Source organism: Bradyrhizobium sp., from assembly GCF_035309285.1.
Taxonomy (GTDB): domain Bacteria; phylum Pseudomonadota; class Alphaproteobacteria; order Rhizobiales; family Xanthobacteraceae; genus Bradyrhizobium.
Genome location: NZ_DATGFH010000088.1, coordinates 1 through 25210, shown reverse-complemented (window position 1 = coordinate 25210; position 25210 = coordinate 1). Strand labels below are relative to the sequence as shown.

General features: G+C 64.2%; 24 protein-coding genes. 14 read left to right on the top strand and 10 right to left on the bottom strand.

Annotation, left to right across the window (positions count from 1 at the left end):
- The first annotated feature begins 59 nt into the window (after positions 1-59).
- The 10 genes from VKR55_RS17080 to VKR55_RS17035 all read left to right on the top strand — a co-directional run bounded on the left by VKR55_RS17080 (position 60) and on the right by VKR55_RS17035 (position 8575).
- On the top strand, positions 60-572 hold the full coding sequence (locus tag VKR55_RS17080) for a hypothetical protein (RefSeq protein ID WP_324405104.1): 513 nt from the start codon (positions 60-62) through the stop codon (positions 570-572).
- Positions 573-589: 17 nt separating this feature from the next.
- Positions 590-1012 carry an NUDIX hydrolase gene (locus VKR55_RS17075; protein ID WP_324405103.1) on the top strand — a complete coding sequence of 141 codons (423 nt, stop codon included), beginning with the start codon at positions 590-592 and terminating at the stop codon, positions 1010-1012.
- Between the two features lie 63 nt (positions 1013-1075).
- On the top strand, positions 1076-1450 hold the full coding sequence (locus tag VKR55_RS17070; protein WP_324405102.1) for a TIGR02301 family protein: 375 nt from the start codon (positions 1076-1078) through the stop codon (positions 1448-1450).
- Positions 1451-1693: 243 nt separating this feature from the next.
- Positions 1694-1957 (top strand): hypothetical protein, encoded by a 264-nt coding sequence (locus VKR55_RS17065; protein ID WP_324405101.1) that lies wholly within the window; start codon positions 1694-1696, stop codon positions 1955-1957.
- A gap of 187 nt (positions 1958-2144) precedes the next feature.
- The gene (gene ygfZ, locus VKR55_RS17060; protein WP_324405100.1) at positions 2145-3026 is read left to right on the top strand and encodes a CAF17-like 4Fe-4S cluster assembly/insertion protein YgfZ; all 882 of its coding nucleotides are present in this window, start codon (positions 2145-2147) and stop codon (positions 3024-3026) included.
- Positions 3023-3649 (top strand): DNA-3-methyladenine glycosylase I, encoded by a 627-nt coding sequence (locus VKR55_RS17055; protein ID WP_324405099.1) that lies wholly within the window; start codon positions 3023-3025, stop codon positions 3647-3649. Before ygfZ ends, VKR55_RS17055 begins: the two co-directional genes overlap by 4 nt.
- Positions 3646-4257 carry an HD family hydrolase gene (locus tag VKR55_RS17050; protein ID WP_324405098.1) on the top strand — a complete coding sequence of 204 codons (612 nt, stop codon included), beginning with the start codon at positions 3646-3648 and terminating at the stop codon, positions 4255-4257. Before VKR55_RS17055 ends, VKR55_RS17050 begins: the two co-directional genes overlap by 4 nt.
- Before the next feature lie 68 nt (positions 4258-4325).
- Positions 4326-4832 (top strand): tyrosine phosphatase family protein, encoded by a 507-nt coding sequence (locus VKR55_RS17045; protein WP_324405096.1) that lies wholly within the window; start codon positions 4326-4328, stop codon positions 4830-4832.
- Between the two features lie 18 nt (positions 4833-4850).
- On the top strand, positions 4851-5831 hold the full coding sequence (locus VKR55_RS17040; RefSeq protein ID WP_324405094.1) for an NUDIX hydrolase: 981 nt from the start codon (positions 4851-4853) through the stop codon (positions 5829-5831).
- Between the two features lie 50 nt (positions 5832-5881).
- On the top strand, positions 5882-8575 hold the full coding sequence (locus VKR55_RS17035; protein ID WP_324405092.1) for a DUF2339 domain-containing protein: 2694 nt from the start codon (positions 5882-5884) through the stop codon (positions 8573-8575).
- Between the two features lie 52 nt (positions 8576-8627).
- Here VKR55_RS17035 and VKR55_RS17030 read toward each other — a convergent pair whose 3' ends face one another.
- The 4 genes from VKR55_RS17030 to VKR55_RS17015 form a co-directional block, all read right to left on the bottom strand.
- Positions 8628-8861, bottom strand: a complete 234-nt coding sequence (locus VKR55_RS17030; RefSeq protein WP_324405091.1) for a DUF6894 family protein — start codon at positions 8859-8861, stop codon at positions 8628-8630.
- Between the two features lie 140 nt (positions 8862-9001).
- The gene (locus tag VKR55_RS17025; protein WP_324405089.1) at positions 9002-9613 is read right to left on the bottom strand and encodes a hypothetical protein; all 612 of its coding nucleotides are present in this window, start codon (positions 9611-9613) and stop codon (positions 9002-9004) included.
- Between the two features lie 114 nt (positions 9614-9727).
- Entirely contained in the window at positions 9728-10714 is a 987-nt protein-coding gene (gene acuI, locus VKR55_RS17020) for an acrylyl-CoA reductase (NADPH) (protein ID WP_324405088.1), read from the bottom strand.
- Positions 10715-10755: 41 nt separating this feature from the next.
- On the bottom strand, positions 10756-12006 hold the full coding sequence (locus VKR55_RS17015) for an MFS transporter (protein WP_324405086.1): 1251 nt from the start codon (positions 12004-12006) through the stop codon (positions 10756-10758).
- Between the two features lie 310 nt (positions 12007-12316).
- On the opposite strand from VKR55_RS17015, the gene nadA reads away from it, so the two are divergent.
- The 3 genes from nadA (at position 12317) to nadC (ending at position 16069) form a co-directional block, all read left to right on the top strand.
- Positions 12317-13423: a quinolinate synthase NadA gene (gene nadA / locus VKR55_RS17010; protein ID WP_324405084.1), complete on the top strand. Its 1107-nt coding sequence runs from the start codon at positions 12317-12319 to the stop codon at positions 13421-13423.
- A 152-nt stretch (positions 13424-13575) separates the two neighbouring features.
- A complete protein-coding gene (locus VKR55_RS17005) occupies positions 13576-15180 on the top strand; it encodes an L-aspartate oxidase (RefSeq protein ID WP_324405083.1) in 1605 nt (534 codons plus the stop codon).
- Between the two features lie 10 nt (positions 15181-15190).
- On the top strand, positions 15191-16069 hold the full coding sequence (gene nadC, locus VKR55_RS17000; RefSeq protein WP_324405082.1) for a carboxylating nicotinate-nucleotide diphosphorylase: 879 nt from the start codon (positions 15191-15193) through the stop codon (positions 16067-16069).
- Positions 16070-16176: 107 nt separating this feature from the next.
- On the opposite strand, the gene VKR55_RS16995 is transcribed toward nadC, so the two are convergent.
- From VKR55_RS16995 to VKR55_RS16985, 3 genes are all read right to left on the bottom strand, one after another.
- Positions 16177-17586 carry a cell wall hydrolase gene (locus VKR55_RS16995; RefSeq protein ID WP_324405080.1) on the bottom strand — a complete coding sequence of 470 codons (1410 nt, stop codon included), beginning with the start codon at positions 17584-17586 and terminating at the stop codon, positions 16177-16179.
- Between the two features lie 408 nt (positions 17587-17994).
- Positions 17995-20844, bottom strand: a complete 2850-nt coding sequence (gene ppdK, locus VKR55_RS16990; protein ID WP_324405078.1) for a pyruvate, phosphate dikinase — start codon at positions 20842-20844, stop codon at positions 17995-17997.
- A 97-nt stretch (positions 20845-20941) separates the two neighbouring features.
- Positions 20942-21097 (bottom strand): DUF3096 domain-containing protein, encoded by a 156-nt coding sequence (locus tag VKR55_RS16985; protein WP_324405076.1) that lies wholly within the window; start codon positions 21095-21097, stop codon positions 20942-20944.
- Positions 21098-21331: 234 nt separating this feature from the next.
- Between VKR55_RS16985 and VKR55_RS16980 the strand changes: the two genes are divergently transcribed.
- Complete coding sequence (locus VKR55_RS16980) at positions 21332-21682, top strand: DUF1236 domain-containing protein (protein ID WP_324405075.1); 351 nt, start codon at positions 21332-21334, stop codon at positions 21680-21682.
- Positions 21683-21885: 203 nt separating this feature from the next.
- Here VKR55_RS16980 and glyS read toward each other — a convergent pair whose 3' ends face one another.
- From glyS to VKR55_RS16965, 3 genes are all read right to left on the bottom strand, one after another.
- Positions 21886-24069, bottom strand: coding sequence for a glycine--tRNA ligase subunit beta (glyS, locus tag VKR55_RS16975; protein ID WP_324405074.1), 2184 nt, complete (start codon positions 24067-24069; stop codon positions 21886-21888).
- Complete coding sequence (locus VKR55_RS16970) at positions 24069-24314, bottom strand: CDGSH iron-sulfur domain-containing protein (protein WP_324405073.1); 246 nt, start codon at positions 24312-24314, stop codon at positions 24069-24071. Before VKR55_RS16970 ends, glyS begins: the two co-directional genes overlap by 1 nt.
- Positions 24311-25210, bottom strand: a 900-nt coding sequence (locus VKR55_RS16965) for a glycine--tRNA ligase subunit alpha (RefSeq protein ID WP_324405071.1), incomplete at its 5' end; no start/stop codon positions are given. The genes VKR55_RS16970 and VKR55_RS16965, both read right to left, overlap by 4 nt.

Genomic DNA, 25210 nt, shown 5'->3' with positions numbered 1-25210 from the left:
GGTGCCTAAATGGTCATCCGTTCAGCACCTTTTAACCCCAAACCGGAACACTGCCACCGATGAGCGCTACGGCCCAACCATCCGCGCGAGACGATCGCACGACACCCCAATCGACGGGCCTCGATCCAGCGGCGCGCGCGGCTGAACTCAAGGCCGCCAATATCAATCCGCAGACCGGGCTCGCCACCGACTACCTCAACCATTTCAACGAAGCGATCATGCTGCTCGAGATGATTCCGGACATGCCGGAATGCGCGGAAGACTTCTTGCAGTGGGCTCCCCTCTCCTACGCCGAGCACTTCACGGCCTCCAACTTCAAGGCGCGTGATCTTGCGATTGCGGCCTATGAGTCCGCCGATCCCGACATCCGCGCCGAGTTCGATCAGATGACGGACACCATGACCTCGATCCTCAACGAGGTCTCCGCCGCCATGCGCGGAGCCGTGCAGGACACGACCAAGGCCAAGCTCGCCGAGGAGGCCATCGGCTGGCTGAAGCCGCTGGTCGCTGCCGCCGGCGGCGTCATCAATGGCGGTTACGGGGCCGACGTCGAGACCATCCTGGCGGCCTGATCGCCGGAGTTCACGACATGCCGCCCGACCCCGCTTTAAGGCCCCAGCTCGCGGTGAGTGCCGCAATCTTCCGCGACGGCAAGGTGCTGCTGCTGCGCCGCGCCCGCTCGCCCGGAAAAGGCTTTTACTCGCTGCCCGGCGGGCGGGTCGAGTTCGGGGAAAGCCTGCATGAAGCGCTCAAGCGCGAGGTCCATGAGGAAACCGGGCTGAAGATCGACATTGTCGGGCTCGCCGGCTGGCGCGAGGTGCTGCCCGGCAATTCCGGCGGCGGACATTACATGATCATGTCGTTCGCGGCGCGCTGGGTTTCCCAGGAACCCGTGCTGAACGACGAGCATGACGATTTCAAATGGCTCACGCCCGGTGATTTCGGCGATCTCAGGCTCACCGGGGGACTTCTGGAGGTCGTGGAAGCCGCCCGGCAACTGGTCCGGGGTTAACCTTCGCGCCTTGCTTCCAGCGCATTTTAAAGGCTATCACCCGGATGCTTTCCGGACCATATGATGCCCAAGCGTTTCTTCGCCATTCTCCTCGTTTCCGCCTGTCTTTGCGCGCCCGTGCGCGCACAGGATGCGCCCGCCCCGTTCGACGGCGACCTGCAGCGGCTCGCCGAGATCCTGGGCTCGCTGCATTATCTCAGGGGCATCTGTGGCAGCAACGAAGGCGGCAAGTGGCGCAACGAGATGCAGGCGCTGATCGACGCCGAAACGCCGTCCGGCGACCGCCGTGCCCGCATGATCGCGGGCTTCAACCGCGGCTACAACGGCTTCCAGCAGACCTACCGGACCTGCACGCCGGCCGCGATGGTCGCGATCCGCCGCTATATCGACGAAGGCACGAAGATCTCGCGCGACCTGACGGCACGCTATGCCAACTGAGCTCGGCTTTTCGATCTCGACGGCATGCCGATCCGAAGCCCGGCATCACCGGCTCGATCCAATACGCGCTTGAGGAGCTTGACCGCCTAGTTCCCCGCGCGGTCCCGGACTTGGTCCGGCAAATATCGCGAGCGCCGTTAACCCTTCTTAAAGAAGTGTCTAGGCGGGAGGAGCGGGCGTGCTACACCAGTTCCGTCCACGCGCGCCGTACCGGCAAGCGCGACAGCTTCGTCTGTTGGTTTCATGCGTCCGTTCAATTCCGCTTTCGTCCGCGACCCCATGCCCGATAAGGAGCAGAAGCAGGCCGCGCTCAGCTATCTCAACGAGGCCTGGGCGGACGCGCGCCATGACGGCGTCGACGGCGACTGCCTCGCGCAGGCGAGCCTGTTCGCCGCGCTGGCCGAGCTGGTCGGCACCTATGGCGAGGACGCGGTCGCGAAATTTGTCGAAGGTATCCCGACGCGCGTCCGCAACGGCGAGTTCTCGATCTCGCTGGCGAAGCAGTAAGCCTTGACACGTCCCTGACCGGGGCCGGATTTCAGAACGGCACCAAGCGCTTGTGGCATCAGCTGGCAGCGTCATTTCAGGGGGAACTGAGCCGTGCGGGCCTTGTTCCCGGCAAGCTCACGACTTAACTTGTCGTGTGAAATCCGCGTCATAGCGTCTCCACAAGAACTTCAAGAGAAACTGCGAAATGAAGGCAGCGTTTCTTCCCGACCGCGGCGTGGTCAAGGTTTCCGGCGAGGACGCACGCAACTTTCTCAATGGCTTGGTCACGACGGATGTGACCGAGCTTGCGCCGGGACAGGGTCGGTTCGGCGCGCTGCTCACGCCGCAGGGCAAGATTACCGTCGACTTTCTGATCACCGAGGCGCCGGCCGGCCATGGCGGTGGCTTCCTGATCGACTGCCCACGCCCGCTCTCGCAGCCGCTCACCGACAAGCTCGGCTTCTACAAGCTGCGCGCCAAGGTGGCGGTGGAAAACCTCTCGGACAATCTCGGCGTGATCGCGGCTTGGGACGGCGAGCCCACTGTCAAACCCGAGCTCGCCTTCGCCGATCCGCGCGACGCAGCGCTCGGCTGGCGCATTCTTGCCCCGCAGGAACTCGCACAGAAGGTCGCCGATCTGATCGGCGCCGATCTCGTCGACAGCGCCACCTATGAGGGCCATCGCATCTCCATCGGCGTGCCGCGCGGCGGGCTCGACTTCATCTATGGCGATGCCTTTCCGCACGAGACCAACATGGACCGCCTGCATGGCGTCGACTTCGACAAGGGCTGCTATGTCGGACAGGAGGTGGTTTCGCGGATGCAGCATCGTGGCACCGCCCGCACTCGGACGGTGCGCGTGACGCTGGACGGCGCGCCGCCCGAAGCCGGCACGGCCGTGCTGGCCGGCGACAAGACGGTCGGCACCATGGGCTCGACGTCGGGCCAGAACGGGCTCGCACTGATTCGCACCGACCGCGTCGCCGACGCGCTGGAGGCCGGCGCGAAGTTGACCGCCGGCGGGCTCGGCATCCGCCTCACTGACCCCGCTTCGATCCGCGCCGCAGCCAGGCAGACCGTTGCATGAGCCGCACCGCCCGCCTGCATCCCGACGGCAAGACGCGCTGCCCCTGGCCGGGGGAAGATCCGTTTTACATCGCCTATCACGACACCGAATGGGGCGTTCCGGAATATGACGACCGCGCGCTCTATGAGAAGCTGATCCTGGACGGCTTCCAGGCCGGGCTGTCCTGGATCACCATTTTGCGGAAGCGCGACAACTTCCGCCGCGCCTTCGATGATTTCCAGCCCGAGAAGATCGCTCGCTACAACGCGAAGAAGGTTCACGCGCTGATGAACGATGTCGGCATCGTCCGCAACCGCGCCAAGGTCGAGGGCACGATCGAAAGCGCGAAGTCCTATCTGAAAATCATGGAAGAAGGCCCGGGCTTCTCGAAGCTTTTGTGGAATTTCGTCGACGGCAAGCCGAAGGTGAATCAGTTCAAGTCCACCGCGAGCGTGCCGGCTTCGACGCCGATCTCGATCAAGATATCGAAGGAACTTGCCGGGCGCGGCTTTAAGTTCGTTGGCCCCACTATCGTCTACGCTTTCATGCAGGCGACCGGCATGGTCAACGACCATCTCGTCACCTGCTTCTGCCACGGAACCTGCGGCGCACACCACCGCAAGCCGCGCCTCAAGGCCAAATGACGGCAACGAAACGAGCCGCCGCCGACACGCGCGTCTGGCAGCGGATGCTGTCGGGGCGGCGGCTGGACCTGATCGACCCTTCCCCACTCGACATCGAGATCGCCGACATCGCCCATGGACTTGCGCGCGTCGCACGCTGGAACGGCCAGACCAGCGGCGCCCATATCTTCTCGGTTGCCCAGCACACGTTGCTGGTGGAAGCCGTGATGCGCGCGCAGACGCCCCGCCTCGATGAAAAGCTCCGCCTGGCGGCGCTGCTGCATGATGCACCGGAATATGTAATCGGCGACATGATCTCGCCGTTCAAGGCGGTGCTCGGCGGCGATTACAAAGTGGTTGAACAGCGACTGCTTGCCGCGATCCACATCCGCTTCGGATTGCCGGCCCAGCTCAACGCCAACGTCACGGCGCAGATCAAGAATGCCGACCGTGGCGCAGCCTATCTCGAAGCGACGCTGCTCGCAGGATTCTCCGAGGCCGAGGCCAGGCGCCTGTTCGGCCGCGATCCCTGCCTTCCCGACAGCGTGCGCCATGACTATCTGACGCCGTGGAGCGCAGCCAAGGCCGAGAAGCGATTCCTCGCGAGATTCAAATCGTTACAGGCTTGAATGCAGGTCCTGAACCTGCTTTCACGGCGGCACTCCCAAGCCTATAGTTCCGCCGAAAAAGGACCGACATGATTCACGTCTGCTCGCTCGCTGCACTGCCCGAAATCGTCCGCATGACCGGCGCCAGCCATGTGCTGACGGTGATGGGCAATGTCGACCAGGTGCTGCGGCCGGCTTCCGTGCATCCCACGAACCACCTTAAGGTCTCGATGGACGACATCACCGAGCCGATGGAGGGCTACATCACGCCCTCGGAGGCGCATGTCGAGCAAGTGCTGAACTTCGTGCGCGGCTGGGACCGCAAGGCGCCGATGGTGATCCACTGCTTCGCCGGTGTCAGCCGCTCCACCGCGAGCGCCTTTGCCGCAGCCTGCCTGCTCAACCCGCATCGCGACGAGATGGAGATCGCGAAGAAAATCCGCGCCGCCTCTCCGATCGCCTCGCCCAACCGGCTGATCGTAAGTCTCGCGGACAAGGCGCTCGGCCGCGATGGCCGCATGGTCCGCGCGCTCGAACAAATCGGTCCGGCTACCATGATGGTTGAAGGCAAGCCGTTCCGCGTCGAGCTGGAATGATCCAATGATTGCCGCCAGATGAGCGACAAGCTTCTCACGCCGATCGAGATCGGTCTCACGGCGGCGATCGTCGCATTCGAAGACAATGAGCCGCTGATCCTCACAGCTTCCAGTACCGACGGCGACAAGCTCACCGGTCTCCCCTTCGGCCCGTTCGATGCGGTTGCGCACCGCACCTTCGAGATGGGCCTGCGCGATTGGGTCGAAGCGCAGACCGGACTGCGGCTCGGCTATGTCGAGCAGCTCTACACCTTCGGCGACCGTGGCCGGCACGCCCAGCCTGGCGACACCGAGGTCCATATCGCTTCCGTCGGCTATCTCGCGCTGACACGCACGATCGCCTCCAACGGCGCGCGCGCGCCGGGCGCGAGTTTCGAGCCCTGGTACCGATTCTTCCCCTGGGAAGACTGGCGCCAGGACCGGCCGGAGATCATCCAGCGCTATATCCTGCCCGAGCTGGCCAAATGGGCCGCGCAGGGCGAGGCGCCGGAGACCACACGCGCGCTGCCTCGCAAGGACCGGGTCCGCTTCTACTTCGGCACCGAAGGCGCCCATTGGGACGAGGAGCGCGTGCTCGACCGCTACGAGCTGCTCTATGAGGCGGGCTTGGTCGAGGAAGCGCGCCGCGATGGGCGACCCGCGGCGCTCCAGCGCCCAACGCTCCCCCCGCTCGGCGTCTCCATGCGTTTCGATCACCGGCGGATTCTCGCAACCGCGATCGCGCGGCTGCGCGGCAAATTGAAATATCGTCCCGTGGTGTTTGAACTTTTGCCGGGCGAATTCACACTTACGGAATTGCAGCGAACCGTCGAAGCGATTTCGGGCAGGCATCTGCACAAGCAGAATTTCCGCAGGCTCGTGGAAACCGGCGCGCTGGTCGAACCCACCGGCGTGATGTCGACACAAACCGGCGGGCGACCTGCCGCGCTGTTTCGCTTCCGCCGTGAAGTGCTGCAGGAGCGGCCCGCGCCCGGCTTGCGCGTTCGCGCTCGACACTAGATGATTGATCTGGCGGGCCCAGAACTTCGGGCTTGAGGCCTGGAGACTTCATGTTCGACTCGCCGTTCGATTTTCTCTCCCTGATTGTCGCAATCGCTGCCCTCATCGTGGCGCGCAATGCGTTCAGCCGCATCGGCGAGTTGCGCGCCCGGCTCGACGCGATGCAGGCCGCTGCAGCCGCGGAAGCGCGAGCAACGCCGCCGCCTGTTCCGTCACTCGCCGAGCCTGAGCATGCCCCGCCCCTGGTCTCCGAACCGGGGCCTTCAGTAAGCGAGACCAGCGCGCCTGCTGCAGAAACACCGCCCTCCGACGCCCTCACGGCGGAGAGCACGTCACCGCCGCTACCCCCACCACCGCCGGCCGATCCCGGCTTCGAGGAACAGCTCGGCACCCGCTGGGTGGTCTGGATCGGCGGCCTCGCGCTGGCGCTCGGCGGCTTTTTCCTGGTGCGCTATTCGATCGAGGCGGGGCTGATCGGTCCGCGCGTGCGCATTGTCTGCGGCGGCCTGTTCGCGCTGGCGTTGCTCGTGGCCGGCGAATGGACAAGGCGGAAGGAAAGCATCTCCGATATCGCAGCCCTCCCGATCGCCAACATACCGGCTATCCTGACCGCCGCCGGCACCGCGGTCGCCTTCGCGACCGTCTACGCCGCCTATGCGCTCTATGGCTTCCTCGCGCCCGCCAGCGCCTTCATCCTGCTTGCCCTGGTGGCGCTCGGCACACTCGCAGCGGCGCTGCTGCATGGCCCCGCACTCGCGGGCCTCGGCGTGGTCGGCGCCTTCGCGACACCGATGCTGGTCGCCTCGGATCAGCCGGACTATTGGGCGCTTTACATCTACCTCGCCATTGTCACCGCCGCCGCGTTCGCCCTCGCGCGCATCCGGCTATGGGGCTGGCTCGCGGTGACGACCATCGCATTTTCCTTGTTCTGGCTCCTGCCCTGCATCGATTGCGGCCTGTCGATGGTCGCATCGCATGTATTCCACGTCATCGTAGGATTTATCCTCGCTGCGATGCTGGTGGTCTGCGGCTTGTTGTTCGGACCCGATATCGAGGAAGGCAAGATTGAGCCCGTTTCATCCGGCTCGCTCGCCGCCTATCTCCTCGGAGCCACCGCCATCGTGCTCGCGAGCGCACATGCCGACACGGCACTGATCGCTTTTGCGGTCATGGTCGCCGCTACCATTCTCATCGCCTGGCGTGCATCGGCGGCAACCGGCGCCATCGGCGCCGCCGCCTTCTTCGTGTTTGTCGTGTTCGCCGAATGGGCGGTGCGCGGCAATCCGGACTTGCTGGTGCTGCCCGGCGGTGCCGTTCCCGGCATCGGCCCGAGCCCCATCGGTGAATCCGTCACGCTGCATCTGGTCGCGGCGGCGATCTTCGCCGGCGGATTTGGCATCTCCGGATTCCTGGCGCAGGGCCGCTTCGCGAGCGCCATCATCCCCGTCGTGTGGTCGGCAGCGGCGACCTTCGTGCCGCTCGCGCTATTGATCGCGCTGTATGCGCGCATCGCGCATCTCGACCGCTCGATTCCGTTCGCGATCCTGGCCGTGATCCTTGCCGCCCTATTCGGCGGCGTGACCGAGACGCTTACTCGGCGCGAGAGCCGGCCGGGACTGATGATCTCGACCGCGTTGTTTGCAACAGGAACGCTCGGCGCACTGGCGCTGGCACTCACCTTCGCACTGGAAAAGGGCTGGCTCACGATTGCGCTTGCGCTGACGTCGATGGGCACCGCCTGGATCTCGATGCAGCGTCCGATCCCCTTCCTGCGCAGCCTCGCCGCAATCCTCGCCGGCATCGTGGTGCTTCGGATCGCCTATGAGCCGCGCATCGCAGGCGATGCTGTCGGCGCCGCGCCGATCTTCAATTGGCTGCTGTGGGGCTATGGCATTCCCGCTGCGTCATTCTGGATCGGCAGCCACTTCCTGCGCCGCCGCGCCGACGACGCCCCGCTGCGCACAGTGGAGGCCGCGGCCATCCTGTTCACCGTGCTGCTGGTGTTCCTGGAGATCCGCCACGCGATCTATGGCGGCGACATCTATCGTATCGTGCCGTCGCTTGCGGAGTTCGCGCTGGAGGTCTCTGCCGCGCTCGCCATGGCAATCGGGCTCGAGCGGCTGCGGCTGCGCACAGGCAGCATCGTGCACAACGTCAGCGCGGCGCTGCTCACCGTCGTTGCCGGGCTCACGGCCGTGTTCGGGCTGTTGCTGTTTGAGAACCCCATCCTGACGACCGTCCAGCTCGACGGCAGCTTCATCAATCTGTTGCTGCTCGCCTATGCGCTGCCGGCAGTGCTGATGCTGCTGTTGTCCTATGCGGTCGCGGCCCAGCGCGGCTCGGCTTACGCCAACACGATAGCCGCCGGCGCGCTGATCTTTGCACTGACCTACGTGACGCTGGAAATCCGCAGGCTCTATCACGGTCCGACCATCAATGTCGGGGCCATAACCGGCGCGGAGCAGTATACCTATTCGATCGCCTGGCTGGCATTCGGCGTGGTGCTGCTCGGAATCGGCATTCTCGTCAATTCCGAGCGTGCGCGGCTGGCGTCCGCCGCCGTGATCGCGCTGACGATCGTGAAGGCGTTCCTGATCGATATGTCGACGCTGACCGGCGTCTACCGCGCGCTGTCGTTCATCTGCCTCGGCCTCGTGCTGGTCGCGATCGGCTGGCTCTACCAGCGCATCCTGTTCCGGCGACGGCCGAGAGCGCCGCCGGCCGTCCCGTCGCAACCGTCGTGATCAGCCCGCTCGCACGGCCGGTCACGATCGCGGCGGGTGTGCCGCCGTGGTTTCAGTCCAGCGTCTCACCCATCAGGCGGATGCGAAAGACCGGCTTCCTGGTTTCGTCCAGGAGTTCCATGTGCCAGTGCGCGTCTTGCTTGAGAGTGCGCGCAATACCGCCCAGCAAGTTGGCGCAGACCGACTTCATTTCGGTCCAGGCAGCGTCGCGGTCGGCGAATTCCGACGGATGATCGGAGACGCCGGAATAGCGCCCGTGGCTGATGCGGAAGAAGTAAAGCGGCATTCCTTTGGCCTGTGCGTTGCGCCCACCCTTTTTCCGCAGATTGGATCGCGGGTTGCTACCAACGCATAAAGAGATGCCACCGTAAGACTACGGCGACGCGCGCGCTTCATAAGAACTTCAGAAACCTGGTAACGCGGCGTTCACTCGGTCGAGCGGCGCAGTTCCGGCGCACTCTCGGATTTGGTGGCTTCCGGCTTCGGCTCGGACTTGACAGGCTCGGACTTGATGGGATCGAGCTTGGCGCTGTCGACCCGCGGCGTCTCCACGCGCGCGGTGACCTCGGCGTGGGACTGCCCGATCGAGCCGGTCTGCTCGCTCCGGTGCGAGCGCGGTCGCGCGATGGCGCGCGCCATCAACATCTGCGTCGCACCTTGATGGTGGAAATCGCAATAGGCGAAGCCCATGCCCGAGACCGAGCCGCGGAAGCTCACCTCGGAAGTCTTGTCCAGATTGAAGCAGGGCTCGAACGGCAGGCCCCGCAGCGATGCGCAAACCGATTGGCCGCGAATCTGCAGCGTGTTGCCGGGCAGACGAATGTGCCGGATCGGCCCCGTGCCGGAGAACTGCACCGCGCCCGCCGCGCCCATGTCGTCAAGGATGCGGCCCGCTCCACGGGTGCCGTCGAAGCAGATGAAAGTGAACACCTTGCCGGCGACGAACTTGCGCGCCTCGTCCGCGGTCATCATGCCTGCCATGGCCGGCATGATCACGGCTCCAGCCGCGACCGTCCCCAACACAAAACGCGCAAGCATTGCTTTACTCCGACTTGACCCAAGCCGCGGGTGACGCCTGATCCCTTTACCCGCTGCTTACCATACTAACCGTGGCAACATTGGAGCAGCTTGGTTGGTAAAGTCTGAACGTCATTACACAATTTTCACCACGATTCGACCGCGGATCTGGCCGGCGAGGATATTGGAGGCTGTCTCGATGACCTGGCCAAGCGTAATTTCATGAGTGATTTCAGATAGTTTCGATCGATCCAGGTCGCGCGCGAGGCGTTCCCAGGCTGCCTTTCGCGGCGCCATCGGACACATCACGGAGTCGATGCCCAGAAGGCACACTCCGCGCAAAATAAACGGCGCGACCGACGCTGGCAGATCCATGCCGGCGGCCAGCCCACAGGCGGCGATCGCCCCGCCGTATTTCGTCATCGCGAGCAAATTGGCGAGCGTAGTCGAGCCCACGCTGTCGACGCCGCCGGCCCAGCGTTCTTTCGCCAGCGGCTTGGCGGGGCCGGAGAGCTCGTTGCGGTCGATCACCTCGGCCGCGCCAAGGCTCTTCAGATAGGGTGCTTCGGACAGGCGTCCGGTCGAGGCGATGACGTGATAGCCGAGCTTGCCGAGCACGGCGGTCGCAACCGAGCCGACGCCGCCGGCTGCACCCGTGACGACGATCGGCCCGCTCTTCGGCGACAAGCCCTGCTTCTCGAGCGCCAGCACGGCAAGCATCGCCGTGAAGCCGGCGGTGCCGATCGCCATCGCATCGCGCGCCGATAAGCCGTCGGGCAGGCGCACCAGCCAGTCGCCCTTGACGCGTGCCTTCTCGGCATAGGCGCCAAGATGGGTTTCGCCCAAGCCCCAGCCGGTGCAGACGACCTTGTCGCCGGCCTTCCATGCGGGATGCGAGGATTGCTCCACTGTACCGGCGAAGTCGATGCCGGCGATCATCGGGAAGCGCCGCACCACCGGCGCCTTGCCGGTGACGGCAAGACCGTCCTTATAATTGAGCGTCGACCATTCGACGGCAACCGTAACGTCGCCTTCCATCAAGTCGGCTTCGTCGAATTGCGCGAGCGCGGCGGTGGTGCCTTTTTCCGCCTTGTCGATCCTGATGGCCTTGAACGTTCCCAAGGTAAGCTCCCCTGAATTTTTACTTCAGGGGTTTTATCGCATCAGGCCGGCTGTGCAACGGCGCGTTCGACCGGCTTTTCGACGATCGGCAGGTTGACCAGCGCCGAGAGCACGCCGAACAGGATCGAGAGCCACCAGATCGGCGTGTAGGAGCCGAATTTCTCGAACACGACACCACCGAGCCAGACGCCGAGGAAGCCGCCGACCTGGTGGCTGACAAAGGCAAAACCATAGAGCGTCGCGAACCAGCGCGTGCCGAACATCAGCGAGACGAGCGCCGAGGTCGGCGGCACCGTCGACAGCCAAAGGAAGCCCGAGACCGCGCCGAATGCGATCGCGGTCAACGGCGTGACCGGGAACGAGATGAAGGCGACGGTGGCCAGCGCGCGGGCGAAATAGATCACCGACAGAATGTAGCGCTTGGGCAGGTGATTCTGCAGCCAGCCGACGCTGAGCGAGCCGATCATGTTGCAGAGGCCGATCGACGCCATCACCCACCCGCCGATATGCGCGGGAATGCCGCGATCGACGAGGAACGCCGGCAGATGCACGGTGACAAACGCGAGCTGAAAGCCGCAGGTGAAGAAGCCGAGCACAAGCAGCACATAGGAGCGGTGGCCGAAAGCTTCTGCAAGCGCGGTCACGAACGATTGCTGCTGTGTTACCGGCGCGTTCGTCGCGGTTGCTGGCGGCGTCGAGAGCGCGAGCGACAGCGGCACGATTACGAGCATCAGCGCGGCAAACACGGTCAGCGCCGACTGCCAGCCGAAATTGTCGATCAGCGCCACACCGAACGGCGCGAATACGAATTGCCCGAACGATCCGGCCGCGGTTCCGGCGCCAAGCGCCAGGCCGCGCCGGTCCGGCGGCAACAGTTTCGAGAAAGCCGACAGCACCAGGTTGAAAGAACAGCCGGACAACCCGAAACCAACGAGCACGCCGGCGGCGAGATTGAGCGACAGGGGCGACGCCGAATAGCGCATCATCAGAAGGCCAGCCGCATAGAGCAGCGCGCCGACGCATATCACGCGAAGGCTGCCAAAGCGGTCGGCGATGGCGCCGGCAACCGGCTGGCCAAGTCCCCACAACAGGTTCTGCACGGCGAACGCCAGACCGAACACATCGCGGCCCCACGAAAATTCGCGGCCCATCGGCTGGATGAAAAAGCCCAGCGCCGATCGCGGGCCAAAGCCCAACAGCGCAATCGCGCAGCCGCAGCTGATGATGACAAGCGGCGTGCGCCAGCTTGTGGGATTCGAAGCCGGACGAACGTCGTCCGCAGTTGTTGCCATGGAGTGCCCCTACGTGCTCGCGGCTCCGAGAGAATCGGCTGCGTTGATTACCAAGAGTTAATGCAGCTGCATGCAAATCCAAGACCTCGTCCAAAAAATTCCTATCGCATCGCAGCGATGCAAATTCCTCCGAGCAGACACGACGACTTGATGGCCGCCGCGCCTAGCGAACCCCGAGACGTCGTGCTAATTTAGATTTGCTCAGAATGAGGATAATGTCTTCACTCTGAGCTGCCGGCCTCGAGAGGGGCCGGATTTCTAACGTTCAATATATGCTCATCTTGAGCATAATTTTCTATGGAGGCGCAACATGCCGATCGCTGCAATCTACGGTCCCGAGGATTTCGACAGATCGCGGCCTCCCGTCGCTCCTGTCCGGGGCAAAGCCTACTCCGACGCGCGCGCGACCGCCCTGCCGATGCCCTCGCTGGAATGGACGGCGGAAGTCGAGCGCGCCACCGCGCATCTCTATGCGCGAGTCCAGCACGTGATTCCACCGATCGAATGGCCTCTGATGGCGCCCATGATCAAGGCCATCAACGAGCTGAAGCTCATGCGCGACGCGGTCATCCTCGCCCATAACTATCAGACGCCGGAAATCTTCCACTGCGTCGCCGACATCAGGGGCGACTCGCTGCAGCTCGCCGTCGAAGCCACCAAGGTGAAAGCTTCCACCATCGTGCAGTGCGGCGTGCACTTCATGGCGGAGACGTCAAAGATCCTGAACCCCGAGAAGCGGGTCCTGATCCCGGATTCGCGCGCGGGCTGCTCCCTCGCCTCCTCCATCACCGGGGCTGATGTGCGGGTGTTGCGCGAGCGCTTCCCCGGCGTGCCGGTGGTCGCCTATGTCAACACGTCGGCCGATGTGAAGGCGGAAGTCGACATCTGCTGCACCTCGTCGAACGCGGTTGCAGTTGTCGAGAGCCTGAATGCGCCGGAGGTGATCTTCCTGCCCGACCAATATCTCGCCAAATATGTCGCCTCGAAAACCGGCGTTAAGATCATCGCCTGGAAGGGCGCGTGTGAAGTGCATGAGCGCTTCACCGGCGACGAGCTGCGCGCCTGTCGCGAGGCCGATCCCACGGTGCAGATCATCGCGCATCCGGAATGCCCGCCCGACGTGCTGGCGGAAGCCGACTTCACCGGCTCGACTGCGCACATGATCAACTGGGTTCGGCAAAACCAGACGAAGCGGATCGTGATGATCACCGAATGCTCGATGGCCGACAATGTGCAGGCCGAGCTGCCCGATGTGGAGATGGTGAAGCCATGCAATCTGTGCCCGCACATGAAGCGGATCACGCTGGCGAAGATCCTGGACAGCCTGCTTCATCTGCGTGAGGAAGTCACGATCGATCCCGAGATTGCCGTCAAGGCCCGGCGCTCGGTCGAGCGGATGATCAACCTCAAAAACTAATACGGATGTCGTCCCGGCCAAGCGAAGCGCGAGCCGGGACCCATAACCCCAGGCTGGAGTGCGGGCGAAGAACGATCACCAACGGCCTCGCCACACACGACTGCCTGTGGTTATGGGTCCCCGCCTTCGCGAGGACGACGAGAGGAGACAGCATGCCAACCAATATCCACTACCTCACCCGCAAGACCGACGACGTCGTCATCGTCGGCGGCGGGCTTGCCGGATTGTTCTGCGCGCTCAAACTCTCGCCGCGTCCGGTCACCCTGATTTCAGCGGCCCCGCTTGGCGAAGGCGCGTCAAGCGCATGGGCGCAAGGAGGCATCGCCGCGGCCGTCGCCGAAGGCGACAGCGCGGAAGCGCATGCCGCCGACACGATCGCGGTCGGCGGCGGCATCGTCGACGCGGACGTCGCGCTCTCGCTTGCGCGCGAAGCCCGGGCGCGCATCGAAGATCTGCTCCGCTACGGCGTGCCCTTCGATCGCGACCTCGAAGGCCGGCTCGCGGTCGGACGCGAGGCCGCGCATTCGGCGCGGCGCATCGTGCATGTGCGCGGCGACATGGCGGGCAAGGCGATCATCGCCACATTGACGGACGCCGTGCGCCGAACGGCTTCGATCCGAGTGATCGAAGGATTTTGTGCCGAGGCGCTGCTGACCGAGGACGGTTCGATCACCGGACTACAGCTGCGCAAAGCGCACGATGCGACGGCACGGCCCGTGACCATCGCCTCCCGAACCATCGTGCTTGCGACCGGCGGCATCGGCCATCTCTATGCCGTGACGACCAATCCGCGCGAAGCGAGCGGCCTTGGGCTTGCGATGGCCGCGCGCGCCGGCGCCGTCATCGCCGATCCGGAATTCGTCCAGTTCCATCCGACCGCCATTATGGTCGGCCGCGATCCCGCTCCGCTCGCAACCGAAGCGCTGCGCGGCGAAGGCGCAACGCTCATCAACGATCGTGGCGAACGCTTCATGGCGGCCATTCATCCGCTCGCCGAGCTCGCCCCGCGCGACATCGTTGCGCGCGGCGTGTTCGCGGAAATTGCAGCGGGTCGCGGCGCTTTTCTCGACGCCCGCGAGTCGCTCGGCACGCGCTTCTCGGAAAAATTCCCGACCGTTTACGCAAGCTGTCTGGCAGCCGGCCTCGATCCGGCGAAACGGCCGATCCCGGTCGCACCCGCCGCGCACTATCACATGGGCGGCATCGCCGTGGATGCACGCGGCCGCACTTCGCTCAAAGGACTCTGGGCCGGTGGCGAAGTCTCTTCGACGGGCGCGCATGGCGCAAACCGTCTCGCCTCGAACTCGCTGCTCGAGGCGGTGGTCTACGCTGCACGCATTGCGGAGGATATCGCAGGTCAGGAGATCGCAGTGGCCACGCGCCTTGCGTCCGCGCTGGTTGTCCCACGGAATGGCGACATGCCGCAGGTGGCGGAGAAAAAGTTGCGCGCCGTGATGAGCTCGCAGGTCGGCGTGATCAGGGACGACGATGGGTTGGCCGAAGCGGTCCGCACCTTCGCCGCGCTGGAGCGCGACGCCGGCAACACCCGGCTGCGCAACATGGCGACCGCGGCGCTGTTGGTCGCAGCCTCCGCCTGGAGCCGTCGCGAGAGCCGCGGCGCACATTGCCGCGCCGACCATCCGGCCGAGCGGCCTGAACTCGCTCATCGCACCATGACGACGCTCGCGGCAGCGCGCGAGGTCGCGCTGAAGCTTGAAATGTCGGCGCCGCACGGTGCGCAGCCGATGATAGCCTGAGGAAAATCTCATGATCGTTCCTGCTTCGCTCCTGAGCCCCGAAGCGTTCCTGTCGCCGCTTGCAATAGACGAGGCGATCGTCCGCGCGCTGGACGAGGACCTCGGCCGCGCCGGCGACGTCACCTCGATTGCGACCATTCCGGAAGCCGCCCCGGCCCGCGCGCTGATGGTCGCACGTGAGGAAGGCGTGATCGCCGGCCTGCCGCTGGCGATCGCGACGTTCGAGAGGCTGTCGCCCGACATCGGAATCGAAGCGCATCTCCGCGACGGCGCGACAGTGGCGAAAGGCGCGCGCGTGCTGACGATCTCCGGCCCCGCGCGCGCCGTGCTGTCGGGCGAGCGCACCGCGCTGAATTTCGTCGGCCGGTTATCGGGGATTGCGACGCTGACCGCCAAATATGTGCATCGTACGGCGGGCACGAACACGCGCATCTGCTGCACGCGCAAGACCACGCCGGGCTTGAGGGCGCTGGAGAAGTATGCGGTGCGCTGCGGCGGCGGCTTCAATCATCGCTTCGGGCTCGACGACGCGATCCTGATCAAGGACAACCATATCGCGGTCGCCGGCGGCATCACATCAGTGCTGCAACGCGCTCGCAGCGTGGCCGGCCTTCTCGTCAAGATCGAGATCGAGGTCGATACGATTGACCAGCTTCGCGAGGTGCTCGATACCGGCCTCGCCGACGTCGTGCTGCTTGACAACATGGATATTCCAACGCTGACGGAGGCGGTAAAGCTCGCAAGCGGCCGCGTCGTGCTGGAAGCGTCCGGCGGTGTCACGCTGGGCTCGATTGCCGCCATCGCCGCAACCGGCGTCGATTACATCTCCTCCGGCACGCTGACGCATTCGGCGCCGAATTTCGATGCGGCGCTGGATATTGAAGTATGAGTCGTCATTGCCGGGCTTGACCCGGCAATCTATCTCAAAGGAAAGAGATTTCTCTTGACGGATGCGCGGGTCAAGCCCGCGCATGACGAGCGGAAGATACAACCGCATCAGCGCCTGATCGAATTCGGGTACATCTCCGCTTCGCTCTTGGCTTCCGCCGCGAGCTCCTTGGAGATCGCCGCGGTCTGCTGCGGCGTCCCCCAGCGCGGCTCGTCGCTGCCGTCGCCCCACGCCTTCGGCCGATAGAAGGTATGCACCCCGAACTTCCAGAGCTTGGTCATCTCGTGGACCCAGGACGGATGCACATAATAGGCGTGGTAGTGGGTCGACTTGCCGACTTCCGGCAGCCAGATCAGGCCGTCAAGCATCGCCTTCGCAATCTTCTTGGCGCGGTCCCACATGTCCGGCTCGCGGATCACGTCGGCATAGTTGTCGCAGGCGAAGGTGAACTGACAGGCCATGTGCCGGTGCTTGTTCTGGTAGACCACGCCGCAGACATCGTTCGGGTATTTGCCGGAAAACACGCGGTTCATCACCACCTGGGCGACCGCGATCTGGCCGCGGACGGCTTCGCCGCGAGCCTCGAAATAAACCGCTTCCGCCAGACACTTTTCGGCCTTCGCGCGCGACTTCTCGTCGGTGAGGCCGAGCCGCTGGGCCGGAGAGATCGAGAGCTGATTGTCGCTGTTGACTTCGCCCTTCGGCGCGATGCTCTCGCCGCTCTCGGTCTCATTCACCTCATCGGAGGGAGAATGCAGCGACGCCGTCACCTTCATGTCGGGGTCGGGCGTCACGATGGTCGGCTCCTCGCCCGGCTCCCAACGCTCCATGCCCTCGAACGCACCGCCCAGTGAGCCGCTGCCGAAATAGAGGCTGGCGGTCTGGATATTGAAGCCGTCGCGTGACGGACCCGGCTCGATCGGGGTTGAGTCCGTGTCGGGATTATCCCTCAGATCGTCAAACGGGTGGGCCTCCAGTGACAGCGAGATGTCGTACTGCGGCAACGAGAGCGGGGAGGAATTGTATTCCGTCAGCGGCGGTGCGTTCATCGCCGCCTGCAATTCGGGATCGAGCGGCGCGGGTTTGGGCGGGGGCACCGCTGCGGTCTTCGCGCCCATCACCGAGCTGTTGGACGTCGTGGGATCTTCATGCGGCGGCGGCTCTTCGTCGGGACGGCCGGTCTCGGGCTCAATCGCGGGAGACGGCGCGACCACGAGCCGGTCGCCCTTCAGCGTGCGGTCGACCTTGGGGAAATCGGAGGGCTGGTAACGCGGCGGCGATTGCAGCACCGAATTGCGCGGCAGCGAGCCCGTGACGTCAGGCGCAAAACCCTCGAGGCTTGCGAGCCGATAGGTCGCGCTCTCCGGCGCGGACGTGCCGATCGGACGGCCGAAGCTATAGGTCGCGAGCTGGATCGTAGCGGCCGCGCCGGTGACGCGCTTTTGCCAGCGTTCACCGACGCCGGGCTGACGCGCGAGCAGCGAGGCGATGTCCTGATAGCCGGTCTCGCTCGGCATCAGAGCGAAGATACAAAGCGCGAAACCGAAGGACGCGAAACGTGCGCCCTTCGGCCGCTTACGCTTGACTGGTATCAACGCACTCACGCAACGCTACACTCTGTGAGCTCGAATGCAGTACTTCCGTGCAATTCGATCTTTTCCGGTGTTATCTAATTTAGGTTGCCGGGGCGTTAATCCGCGTTGCGCGCATGACACAGGCAAGCCATCGCAGCGCGTGCCGAGATGGCTTCGAAAACGTTGGTAAATGGCGCTTGAGTGGAAGTGGTAAAGATCCGGTCAACAAAAGCGGGATGAAGAATTTTTGCTGACACCCGTTTCATCGCGGGACAGTCGATTGGCGCACTCTCTATCCACTTGTCAATCCGGGATGCGCCGCAAGGCGCAGGCCCGGAATGACGAAGAGAGTCACGCCTGGCTCGCGACTGCCTTGCCGATCGCGGCCTGTGCGCCGGCGAGGCGGGCGATCGGCACGCGATAGGGCGAGCATGAGACGTAGTTGAGACCGACCTCGTGGCAGAAAGCCACGGAGGCTGGATCGCCGCCGTGCTCGCCGCAAATGCCGACCTTCAGATCCGGCCGCGTCTTGCGCCCGCGCTGCACGCCGATCTTGACGAGCTCGCCGACACCATCCTGATCGAGTGCGATGAAGGGATCGATCTCGAGGATGCCCTTGGTGACGTAGGCGCCGAGGAAGCTCGCCGCGTCGTCGCGGCTGATGCCGTAGGTGGTCTGCGTCAGGTCGTTGGTGCCGAACGAGAAGAATTCGGCGCTTTTCGCCACATCGCCCGCAACCAGACAGGCGCGCGGCAGCTCGATCATGGTGCCGACCTGATAGGCGAGCTTCGTGCCGGTCTCCTTCATCACCGCCTGCGCGGTCGCGTCGATGCGCGCCTTGACGAGATCAAGCTCGGCCTTGGTCGCGATCAGCGGCACCATCACCTCGAGCCCGACAGCCTTGCCGGTGCGCTTCTGCGCTTCGACCGCGGCCTCGAAGATCGCGCGCGCCTGCATCTCGGCGATCTCCGGATAGGCGATCGCGATGCGGCAGCCGCGGAAGCCGAGCATCGGGTTGAACTCCGACAATTCGCGGGCGCGGTCGGCGAGGCGCCGCGGATCGGTGTTCATCGCCCGCGCGACCTCCTCGATCTCGGCGTGGGTGTGCGGCAGGAACTCATGCAGCGGCGGATCGAGCAGGCGGATCGTGACCGGCAGCCCCTTCATGATCTCGAACAGCTCGACGAAATCCGCGCGCTGCATCGGAAGCAGCTTTGACAGCGCGGCGCGGCGGGCCTGCTCGTCTTCGGCGAGGATCATTTCCCGCACGGTGCGGATACGCGTTTCCTCGAAGAACATGTGCTCGGTGCGGCAAAGCCCGATGCCCTCGGCGCCGAACTTGATCGCGGTGCGCGCATCATCCGGCGTATCGGCGTTGACGCGTACGCCGATCTTGCGGGCCTCATCGGCCCAGCTCATCAGCGTGCCGAACTCGCCCGACAATTCCGGCTCGATCATGGGCATGCGGCCGGCCAGCACCTGGCCGAGCGAGCCGTCGATGGTGATGACGTCGCCGGTCTTGAACGTGCGCGAGCCGATGCTCATCGTGCCGCGGCCATAATCGACGCGGATGTTGCCGCAGCCGGAGACGCAGGGCTTGCCCATGCCGCGCGCGACCACCGCGGCGTGCGAGGTCATGCCGCCGCGTGTGGTCAGGATGCCTTCGGCGGCGTGCATGCCGTGGATGTCCTCCGGCGAGGTCTCGATGCGGACCAGGATGACCTTGCGGCCATCGGCCTGGAGCTTTGCCGCCTCATCGGAGGAGAACACGATCTCGCCCGCGGCCGCACCGGGAGAAGCCGGCAGGCCCGTTGCGATCACGTCGCGCTTGGCGTCAGGATCGATGGTCGGGTGCAGGAGTTGATCGAGTGAAGCGGGGTCGATGCGCGACACCGCCTCCTTCCTGGAGATCAGGCCCTCATTGGCGAGCTCGACGGCGATCCTCAGCGCCGCCTTGGCGGTGCGCTTGCCGCCGCGGGTCTGCAGCATCCACAACTTGCCGCGCTCGACCGTGAACTCCATGTCCTGCATGTCGCGGTAATGCTTCTCCAGCATCGTGTAGATCCGCGTCAGCTCCTTGAACGCCTCGGGCATCGCGATTTCCATCGAGGCCTTATCGGAGCCGGACTCCTGCCGCGCATACTCGGTAATGTCCTGCGGCGTGCGGATGCCGGCAACGACGTCCTCGCCCTGCGCATTGATCAGGAACTCGCCATAGAGCCGGCTCTCGCCGGTCGAGGGATTGCGGGTGAAGGCAACGCCGGTCGCCGACGTGTCGCCCATGTTGCCGAACACCATGGCCTGCACGTTGACTGCGGTGCCCCACGATTCCGGAATGTCATGCAGCTTGCGGTAGGTCACCGCGCGCGCATTCATCCAGGAAGAAAACACGGCGCCAATCGCGCCCCACAACTGGTCGTGCGGGTCCTGCGGGAATTCCTTGCCGGTCTCGCGCGCGACCGCGTCCTTGTACTTGCCGACAACCTCGACCCAGTCTTCGGCCGTGAGGTCGGTGTCGAGGGAATAACCCTGGCCGTCCTTCAAGGTATCGAGGATGTCCTCGAAATGATGATGCTCGAAGCCGAGCACGACATCCGAATACATCGTGATGAAGCGGCGATAGCTGTCATAGGCGAAGCGGCGGTCGCCGGAGAGCTCGGCGAGCGCCTCCACCGTCTGGTCGTTGAGGCCGAGATTGAGCACGGTGTCCATCATGCCCGGCATCGAGGCGCGCGCTCCCGAGCGCACCGAGACCAGAAGCGGGTTCGTCGAATCGCCGAACATCTTGCCGGCGAGCTTGCCGACATGCTCGAGTGCCTTCTCGACCTGCGCCTTCAATTCCTTCGGATAGGTTTTGTCGTGGGCGTAGAAATAGGTGCAGACCGACGTCGGGATGGTGAAGCCGGGCGGCACCGGCAGGCCGAGATTGGCCATCTCGGCGAGGTTGGCGCCCTTGCCGCCCAGGAGATCGCGCAGGCCTGCTTTGCCCTCGGCCTTGCCGTCGCCGAAGGTATAGACCCATTTGCCGGCCTTGACCGCCTCCGTGGCCGGCGCTTTCGCAGCCTGTTTGGCCACCGGCTTGGCCGGGGCTTTCTTCAGCGCCTTACGCGCCGCAGCCACAGGGGCGGGCTTCGCCCGGCCTGCCGTCGATGGCTTTGATTTCGCTGAGATTTTCTTCGACTTCGCAACGGCTTTGGCCATGGCTCTCTGAACATCCGGTGAGGGGGTGAGTTTTTCGCGCCTTACACCATTTTGGGCGGTTCCGCGCAAGCCGCGAAACCGCCTTTCCAGACTTAAGCTACAGATGGAGCCAGCGGAGCAGGCCCAACCCGATCAATCCGTTGATGATCAGGAAGAGCGCCACGATGAAATTGAGCAACCTCGGCATGATCAGGATCAACGCGCCGGCAAGAAGGGACAACAGTGGCGAAATATGCGCAGTCGTGATGACCATAGATACTCCTGTGATGCGGGGGGAATCGATTCAAGGTCGGCATAGTAGCTTCGCGGGTTCCGGAATAGGAGACGCGCCAGCCGCTGCGCGGTTCCGCTCACCAGGAAAATTGCCCGAAAATGCCGCCGAGAAGATCGACTGTTCCTCGGAACGATGTCAGGCGCGATGCATTGGGCTGCCGTGCCGCAAGCAGGCGCAAATCGCCTGTCTGCATCATGACGAGAGGAGCAGCCTATGCAGCACAAGATACTTGCCATCGCAGCGATCGCCACGGCGATCGGCGCACCGGCCGCGACGCTTGCGCAGACGGTCGGCGTGGCGCGTCCGGGCGTCGTCGTGACCGACGAGCCGACCATCGCGGTGGAGCAGCAGCCGGCATTTCGTGACTATGTGATCCGTGAGCGCGTGCCGACCTACACCATTCCGGATCGCGTCGTGGTCGGCGGTGTGCTGCCGGAAGCCGGCGTAACCTATTACGACGTGCCGCAGACATTCGGCGCAACGACCTATCGCTACACCGTGGTGAATGGCGAGACCGTGCTGGTCGAGCCGCACACGCGCCGCATCGTGCAGATCATCGACTAGCACGATCGCACATCGTTAGCCGCTGAGAACTGAATGTCTGGCTGCCGCAGCAGTAGCAGACATCCCCCGCCCGGTATTCCCCCGCCGGGCGGGGATTTTTTGTGTACCCGCCGACGTCATTCCGGGGCGCACGACGTGCGAACCCGGAATCTCGAGATTCCGGGTCTGGTCCTTCGGACCATCCCGGAATGACAGGCCCATTATCAACCCTCGATCTTCGAAAAATCCGCGACCGCGCGCGTGGCGCTGCGGATTTCGTTGAGCAGCTTCAGGCGATTCTCGCGCACCTTCGGATCGTCGTCGTTGACCTTGACATGATCGAAGAACGCGTCGACCGCGGGACGGAGCATCGCCATGAAGCTCATGGCGCTGGCGAAATCCTCGTTCATCACGGCGACGCTGGCCTCCACTTTCGCGAGGTCGATCGCATCCGCAAGCGCCTTTTCTTCCGGAAGGCTATAGAGCGCCGGGTTCGGTGCGCCGTCGAAGGTCCGCTTGTCCCGCTTCTCCTCGATGGCAAGGATGTTGTTCGCGCGCTTGGTGCCGGCAAGCAGGTTCTTACCGTCGTCGCTATCGAGAAATTGACCGAGCGCCTCGACGCGGCGGACGACAAGCAGAAGATCATCCTGGCCGCCGAGTGAGAACACGGCGTCGACAAGATCGTGGCGTGCTCCCTGCTCGCGGAGCTGGACTTTGAGGCGGTCGGCGAAGAAGTCTTGAAGACCCGACGCACCCAATCCTTTCGAAACTCGCTCCAAGGTATCGCGGACACTTTCGCGTGCCTCGTCAGCTTTCTTTATCCAAGCGTCGATTCCAGCCGTCACGTTAGCATTGCCGCTCTGGCGATAGATCACCGTAGCACGCGAAAAGGCATCCCACAGGTGTATGCGAAGTTCGCTTGAGATCAGAATCCTTATCATTCCAAGCGCCGCGCGACGCAACGCATAGGGGTCCTTCGATCCCGTCGGCTTCTCGTCGATCGCCCAGAAGCCGACCAGTGTATCGATCTTGTCGGCGAGTGCGACTGCGACCGAGACCGGATCGGTCGGCACGCGATCGGCGGGGCCCTGTGGCTTGTAATGCTCTTCGCAGCTAGCTGCGACAGACGCATCCTCGCCTTGAGCCAGCGCGTAGTATTTCCCCATCAAGCCTTGCAGCTCGGGAAATTCGCCGACCACTTCGGTGAGCAGATCGGCTTTTGCCAGATGCGCAGCGCGCCTAGCCTTCTCGACGTCAGCACCGACCAGCGGCGCGAGCTCCGTGGCCAGCCGCTCGATGCGCTTGATCCGCTCGCCCTGCGTACCCAGCTTCTCGTGAAACACGATGGAATCGAATTTCGGCAGACGATCCTCAAGTTTCGTCTTCAGGTCCGTCTCATAGAAAAACTTCGCATCGCTCAGCCGCGCACGGATCACACGCTCGTTGCCGGCGATGATGGTCTTGCCGCCGTCGGCTGCCTCGATATTGGCCGTGACGATGAACTTGTTGGCGAGTTTTCCGGTCCTGGAATCGCGCACCACGAAACATTTCTGGTTGTTGCGGATGGTGGCGCGGATGACCTCGTCAGGCGTCGACAGAAATTCCTTGTCGAAGGAGCCCATCAGCACGACCGGCCATTCGACGAGGCCCGCGACTTCATCCAGCAGCCCCTGATCCTCGACCAGCTCAAAGCCTTGCGCGAACGCTAGCTGCTTGGCGTCGGTGAGGATCGTGTCCTTGCGCCGCTCGGCATCGAGCACGACCTTCGCATCAAGGAGCTTCGCCTCGTAATCCTCGAAGCGGCGCACGTTGATGGCGGCGGGCGCCATGAAGCGGTGGCCGTAGGTGGTCTGGCCGGCCTCGATGCCGTCGATCGCGAATTTCACGACATCGGGCTCTTCGGTCTCGAGCCCGAAGGTCGCGGTGATCGCGTGCAGCGGCCGCACCCAGTTGAGCGAGCCGGGCTTGGCCGAGCGCGCGCCCCAGCGCATCGATTTCGGCCAGGGGAAGGTGCGCACGATGACCGGCAGCACTTCGGCGAGCACATCGATCGTGGCGCGGCCCGTCTTCTCGATCAGCGCGATGTAGAAATCGCCCTTCTTGTCCGGCTGGATTTTTGCTTCGCTGATCGACGACAGCCCGGTTGCTTTCAAAAATCCCTGGATCGCGGCATCAGGCCCGCCGACGCGCGGGCCGCGGCGCTCTTCCTTCAAGTCCGGCTGCCGCGCCGGCACGCCGTGCACGGTCAGCGCCAGCCGCCGCGGCGTCGCAAAGGCTTTCGCGCCCTCATAGACCAGGCCTTCGGCGACGAGCCTGTCGGTCACCATGCGGCGCAAATCGTCCGCCGCCTTCGCCTGCATGCGCGCGGGGATTTCCTCGGAGAACAACTCGAGCAGGAGATCGGGCATTAAACTGGAAGCTCTTTATGCGAGCCGTCGCACAGCGGCGCGTTCTTGCTGCGCTTGCAGGTGCAGAAGAACACGCGCCTGGTTTCCGGCGCCACGTATTCCATCGGTGAGAATTCGGTGTCTTCGTGACTACCGTCGCAGAACGGCTGGCTTGACGACATGCCGCAGGCGCACCACAAAAGCTCCTCGCCCGCCTTCACTTCAACGGGGATCAGCGTCCTGCCGCCAATGGCACGTTCGCTCATGTCGCCCTCCCCGCTTCGGTGTGCACCCAGGCTTCGCCGCAGGCTTTCGCCAGCTCGCGCACGCGCAAGATATAGCTCTGTCGTTCCGTCACCGAGATCACGCCGCGCGCATCGAGCAGATTGAACACGTGGCTTGCCTTGATGCACTGATCGTAGGCGGGCAGCGCCATCAGGTGGCGCGAGCGGTCGCCTTTCGCCCACCCGGCGTCGAGGTATTTGCGGCAGGCGCCCTCCGCCATGCGGAACTGTTCGAACAGCATGTCGGTGTCGGAGAATTCGAAATTGTGGCGCGAATACTCCTGCTCGGCCTGCAAGAACACGTCGCGGTACATGACCTTCTGATTGTCGGTGCGGCCGTTGAAGTTGAGGTCCATGATGGCGTCGACACCCTGCAGGTAGCAGGCGAGCCGCTCGAGGCCGTATGTCAATTCGCCCGCGACCGGCGAGCACTCGAAGCCCGCGACCTGCTGGAAGTAGGTGAACTGCGACACCTCCATGCCGTCGCACCAGCACTCCCAGCCGAGCCCCCAGGCGCCGAGCGTCGGGCTTTCCCAGTCGTCCTCGACAAAGCGGATGTCGTGCAGGCTGGAATCGATGCCGATCGCGGTCAGCGATTTCAGGTAGAGCTCCTGAATGTCCGGCGGCGACGGTTTGAGGATCACCTGGAACTGGTAGTAGTGCTGCAGGCGGTTGGGATTTTCGCCGTAGCGGCCGTCCTTCGGACGCCGCGACGGCTGCACATAGGCCGCGTTCCAGCGCTTCGGCCCGAGCGCGCGCAGGGTCGTCGCGGGATGAAAGGTGCCGGCGCCCATCTCCATGTCGTAGGGCTGCAGGATCACGCAGCCCTGCTCGGCCCAGAATCGCTGGAGCGCAAGGATAAATCCCTGGAACGAGCG

What these genes read in the sequence shown, in the direction of transcription:
- VKR55_RS17080 (WP_324405104.1), top strand. Translation starts at nt 60, where the DNA reads ATGAGCGCTACGGCCCAACCATCCGCGCGAGACGATCGCACGACACCC.
- VKR55_RS17075 (WP_324405103.1), top strand. Translation starts at nt 590, where the DNA reads ATGCCGCCCGACCCCGCTTTAAGGCCCCAGCTCGCGGTGAGTGCCGCA.
- VKR55_RS17070 (WP_324405102.1), top strand. Translation starts at nt 1,076, where the DNA reads ATGCCCAAGCGTTTCTTCGCCATTCTCCTCGTTTCCGCCTGTCTTTGC.
- VKR55_RS17065 (WP_324405101.1), top strand. Translation starts at nt 1,694, where the DNA reads ATGCGTCCGTTCAATTCCGCTTTCGTCCGCGACCCCATGCCCGATAAG.
- ygfZ (WP_324405100.1), top strand. Translation starts at nt 2,145, where the DNA reads ATGAAGGCAGCGTTTCTTCCCGACCGCGGCGTGGTCAAGGTTTCCGGC.
- VKR55_RS17055 (WP_324405099.1), top strand. Translation starts at nt 3,023, where the DNA reads ATGAGCCGCACCGCCCGCCTGCATCCCGACGGCAAGACGCGCTGCCCC.
- VKR55_RS17050 (WP_324405098.1), top strand. Translation starts at nt 3,646, where the DNA reads ATGACGGCAACGAAACGAGCCGCCGCCGACACGCGCGTCTGGCAGCGG.
- VKR55_RS17045 (WP_324405096.1), top strand. Translation starts at nt 4,326, where the DNA reads ATGATTCACGTCTGCTCGCTCGCTGCACTGCCCGAAATCGTCCGCATG.
- VKR55_RS17040 (WP_324405094.1), top strand. Translation starts at nt 4,851, where the DNA reads ATGAGCGACAAGCTTCTCACGCCGATCGAGATCGGTCTCACGGCGGCG.
- VKR55_RS17035 (WP_324405092.1), top strand. Translation starts at nt 5,882, where the DNA reads ATGTTCGACTCGCCGTTCGATTTTCTCTCCCTGATTGTCGCAATCGCT.
- VKR55_RS17030 (WP_324405091.1), bottom strand. Translation starts at nt 8,861, where the DNA reads ATGCCGCTTTACTTCTTCCGCATCAGCCACGGGCGCTATTCCGGCGTC.
- VKR55_RS17025 (WP_324405089.1), bottom strand. Translation starts at nt 9,613, where the DNA reads ATGCTTGCGCGTTTTGTGTTGGGGACGGTCGCGGCTGGAGCCGTGATC.
- VKR55_RS17015 (WP_324405086.1), bottom strand. Translation starts at nt 12,006, where the DNA reads ATGGCAACAACTGCGGACGACGTTCGTCCGGCTTCGAATCCCACAAGC.
- nadA (WP_324405084.1), top strand. Translation starts at nt 12,317, where the DNA reads ATGCCGATCGCTGCAATCTACGGTCCCGAGGATTTCGACAGATCGCGG.
- VKR55_RS17005 (WP_324405083.1), top strand. Translation starts at nt 13,576, where the DNA reads ATGCCAACCAATATCCACTACCTCACCCGCAAGACCGACGACGTCGTC.
- nadC (WP_324405082.1), top strand. Translation starts at nt 15,191, where the DNA reads ATGATCGTTCCTGCTTCGCTCCTGAGCCCCGAAGCGTTCCTGTCGCCG.
- VKR55_RS16995 (WP_324405080.1), bottom strand. Translation starts at nt 17,586, where the DNA reads ATGCCGAGCGAGACCGGCTATCAGGACATCGCCTCGCTGCTCGCGCGT.
- ppdK (WP_324405078.1), bottom strand. Translation starts at nt 20,844, where the DNA reads ATGGCCAAAGCCGTTGCGAAGTCGAAGAAAATCTCAGCGAAATCAAAG.
- VKR55_RS16985 (WP_324405076.1), bottom strand. Translation starts at nt 21,097, where the DNA reads ATGGTCATCACGACTGCGCATATTTCGCCACTGTTGTCCCTTCTTGCC.
- VKR55_RS16980 (WP_324405075.1), top strand. Translation starts at nt 21,332, where the DNA reads ATGCAGCACAAGATACTTGCCATCGCAGCGATCGCCACGGCGATCGGC.
- glyS (WP_324405074.1), bottom strand. Translation starts at nt 24,069, where the DNA reads ATGCCCGATCTCCTGCTCGAGTTGTTCTCCGAGGAAATCCCCGCGCGC.
- VKR55_RS16970 (WP_324405073.1), bottom strand. Translation starts at nt 24,314, where the DNA reads ATGAGCGAACGTGCCATTGGCGGCAGGACGCTGATCCCCGTTGAAGTG.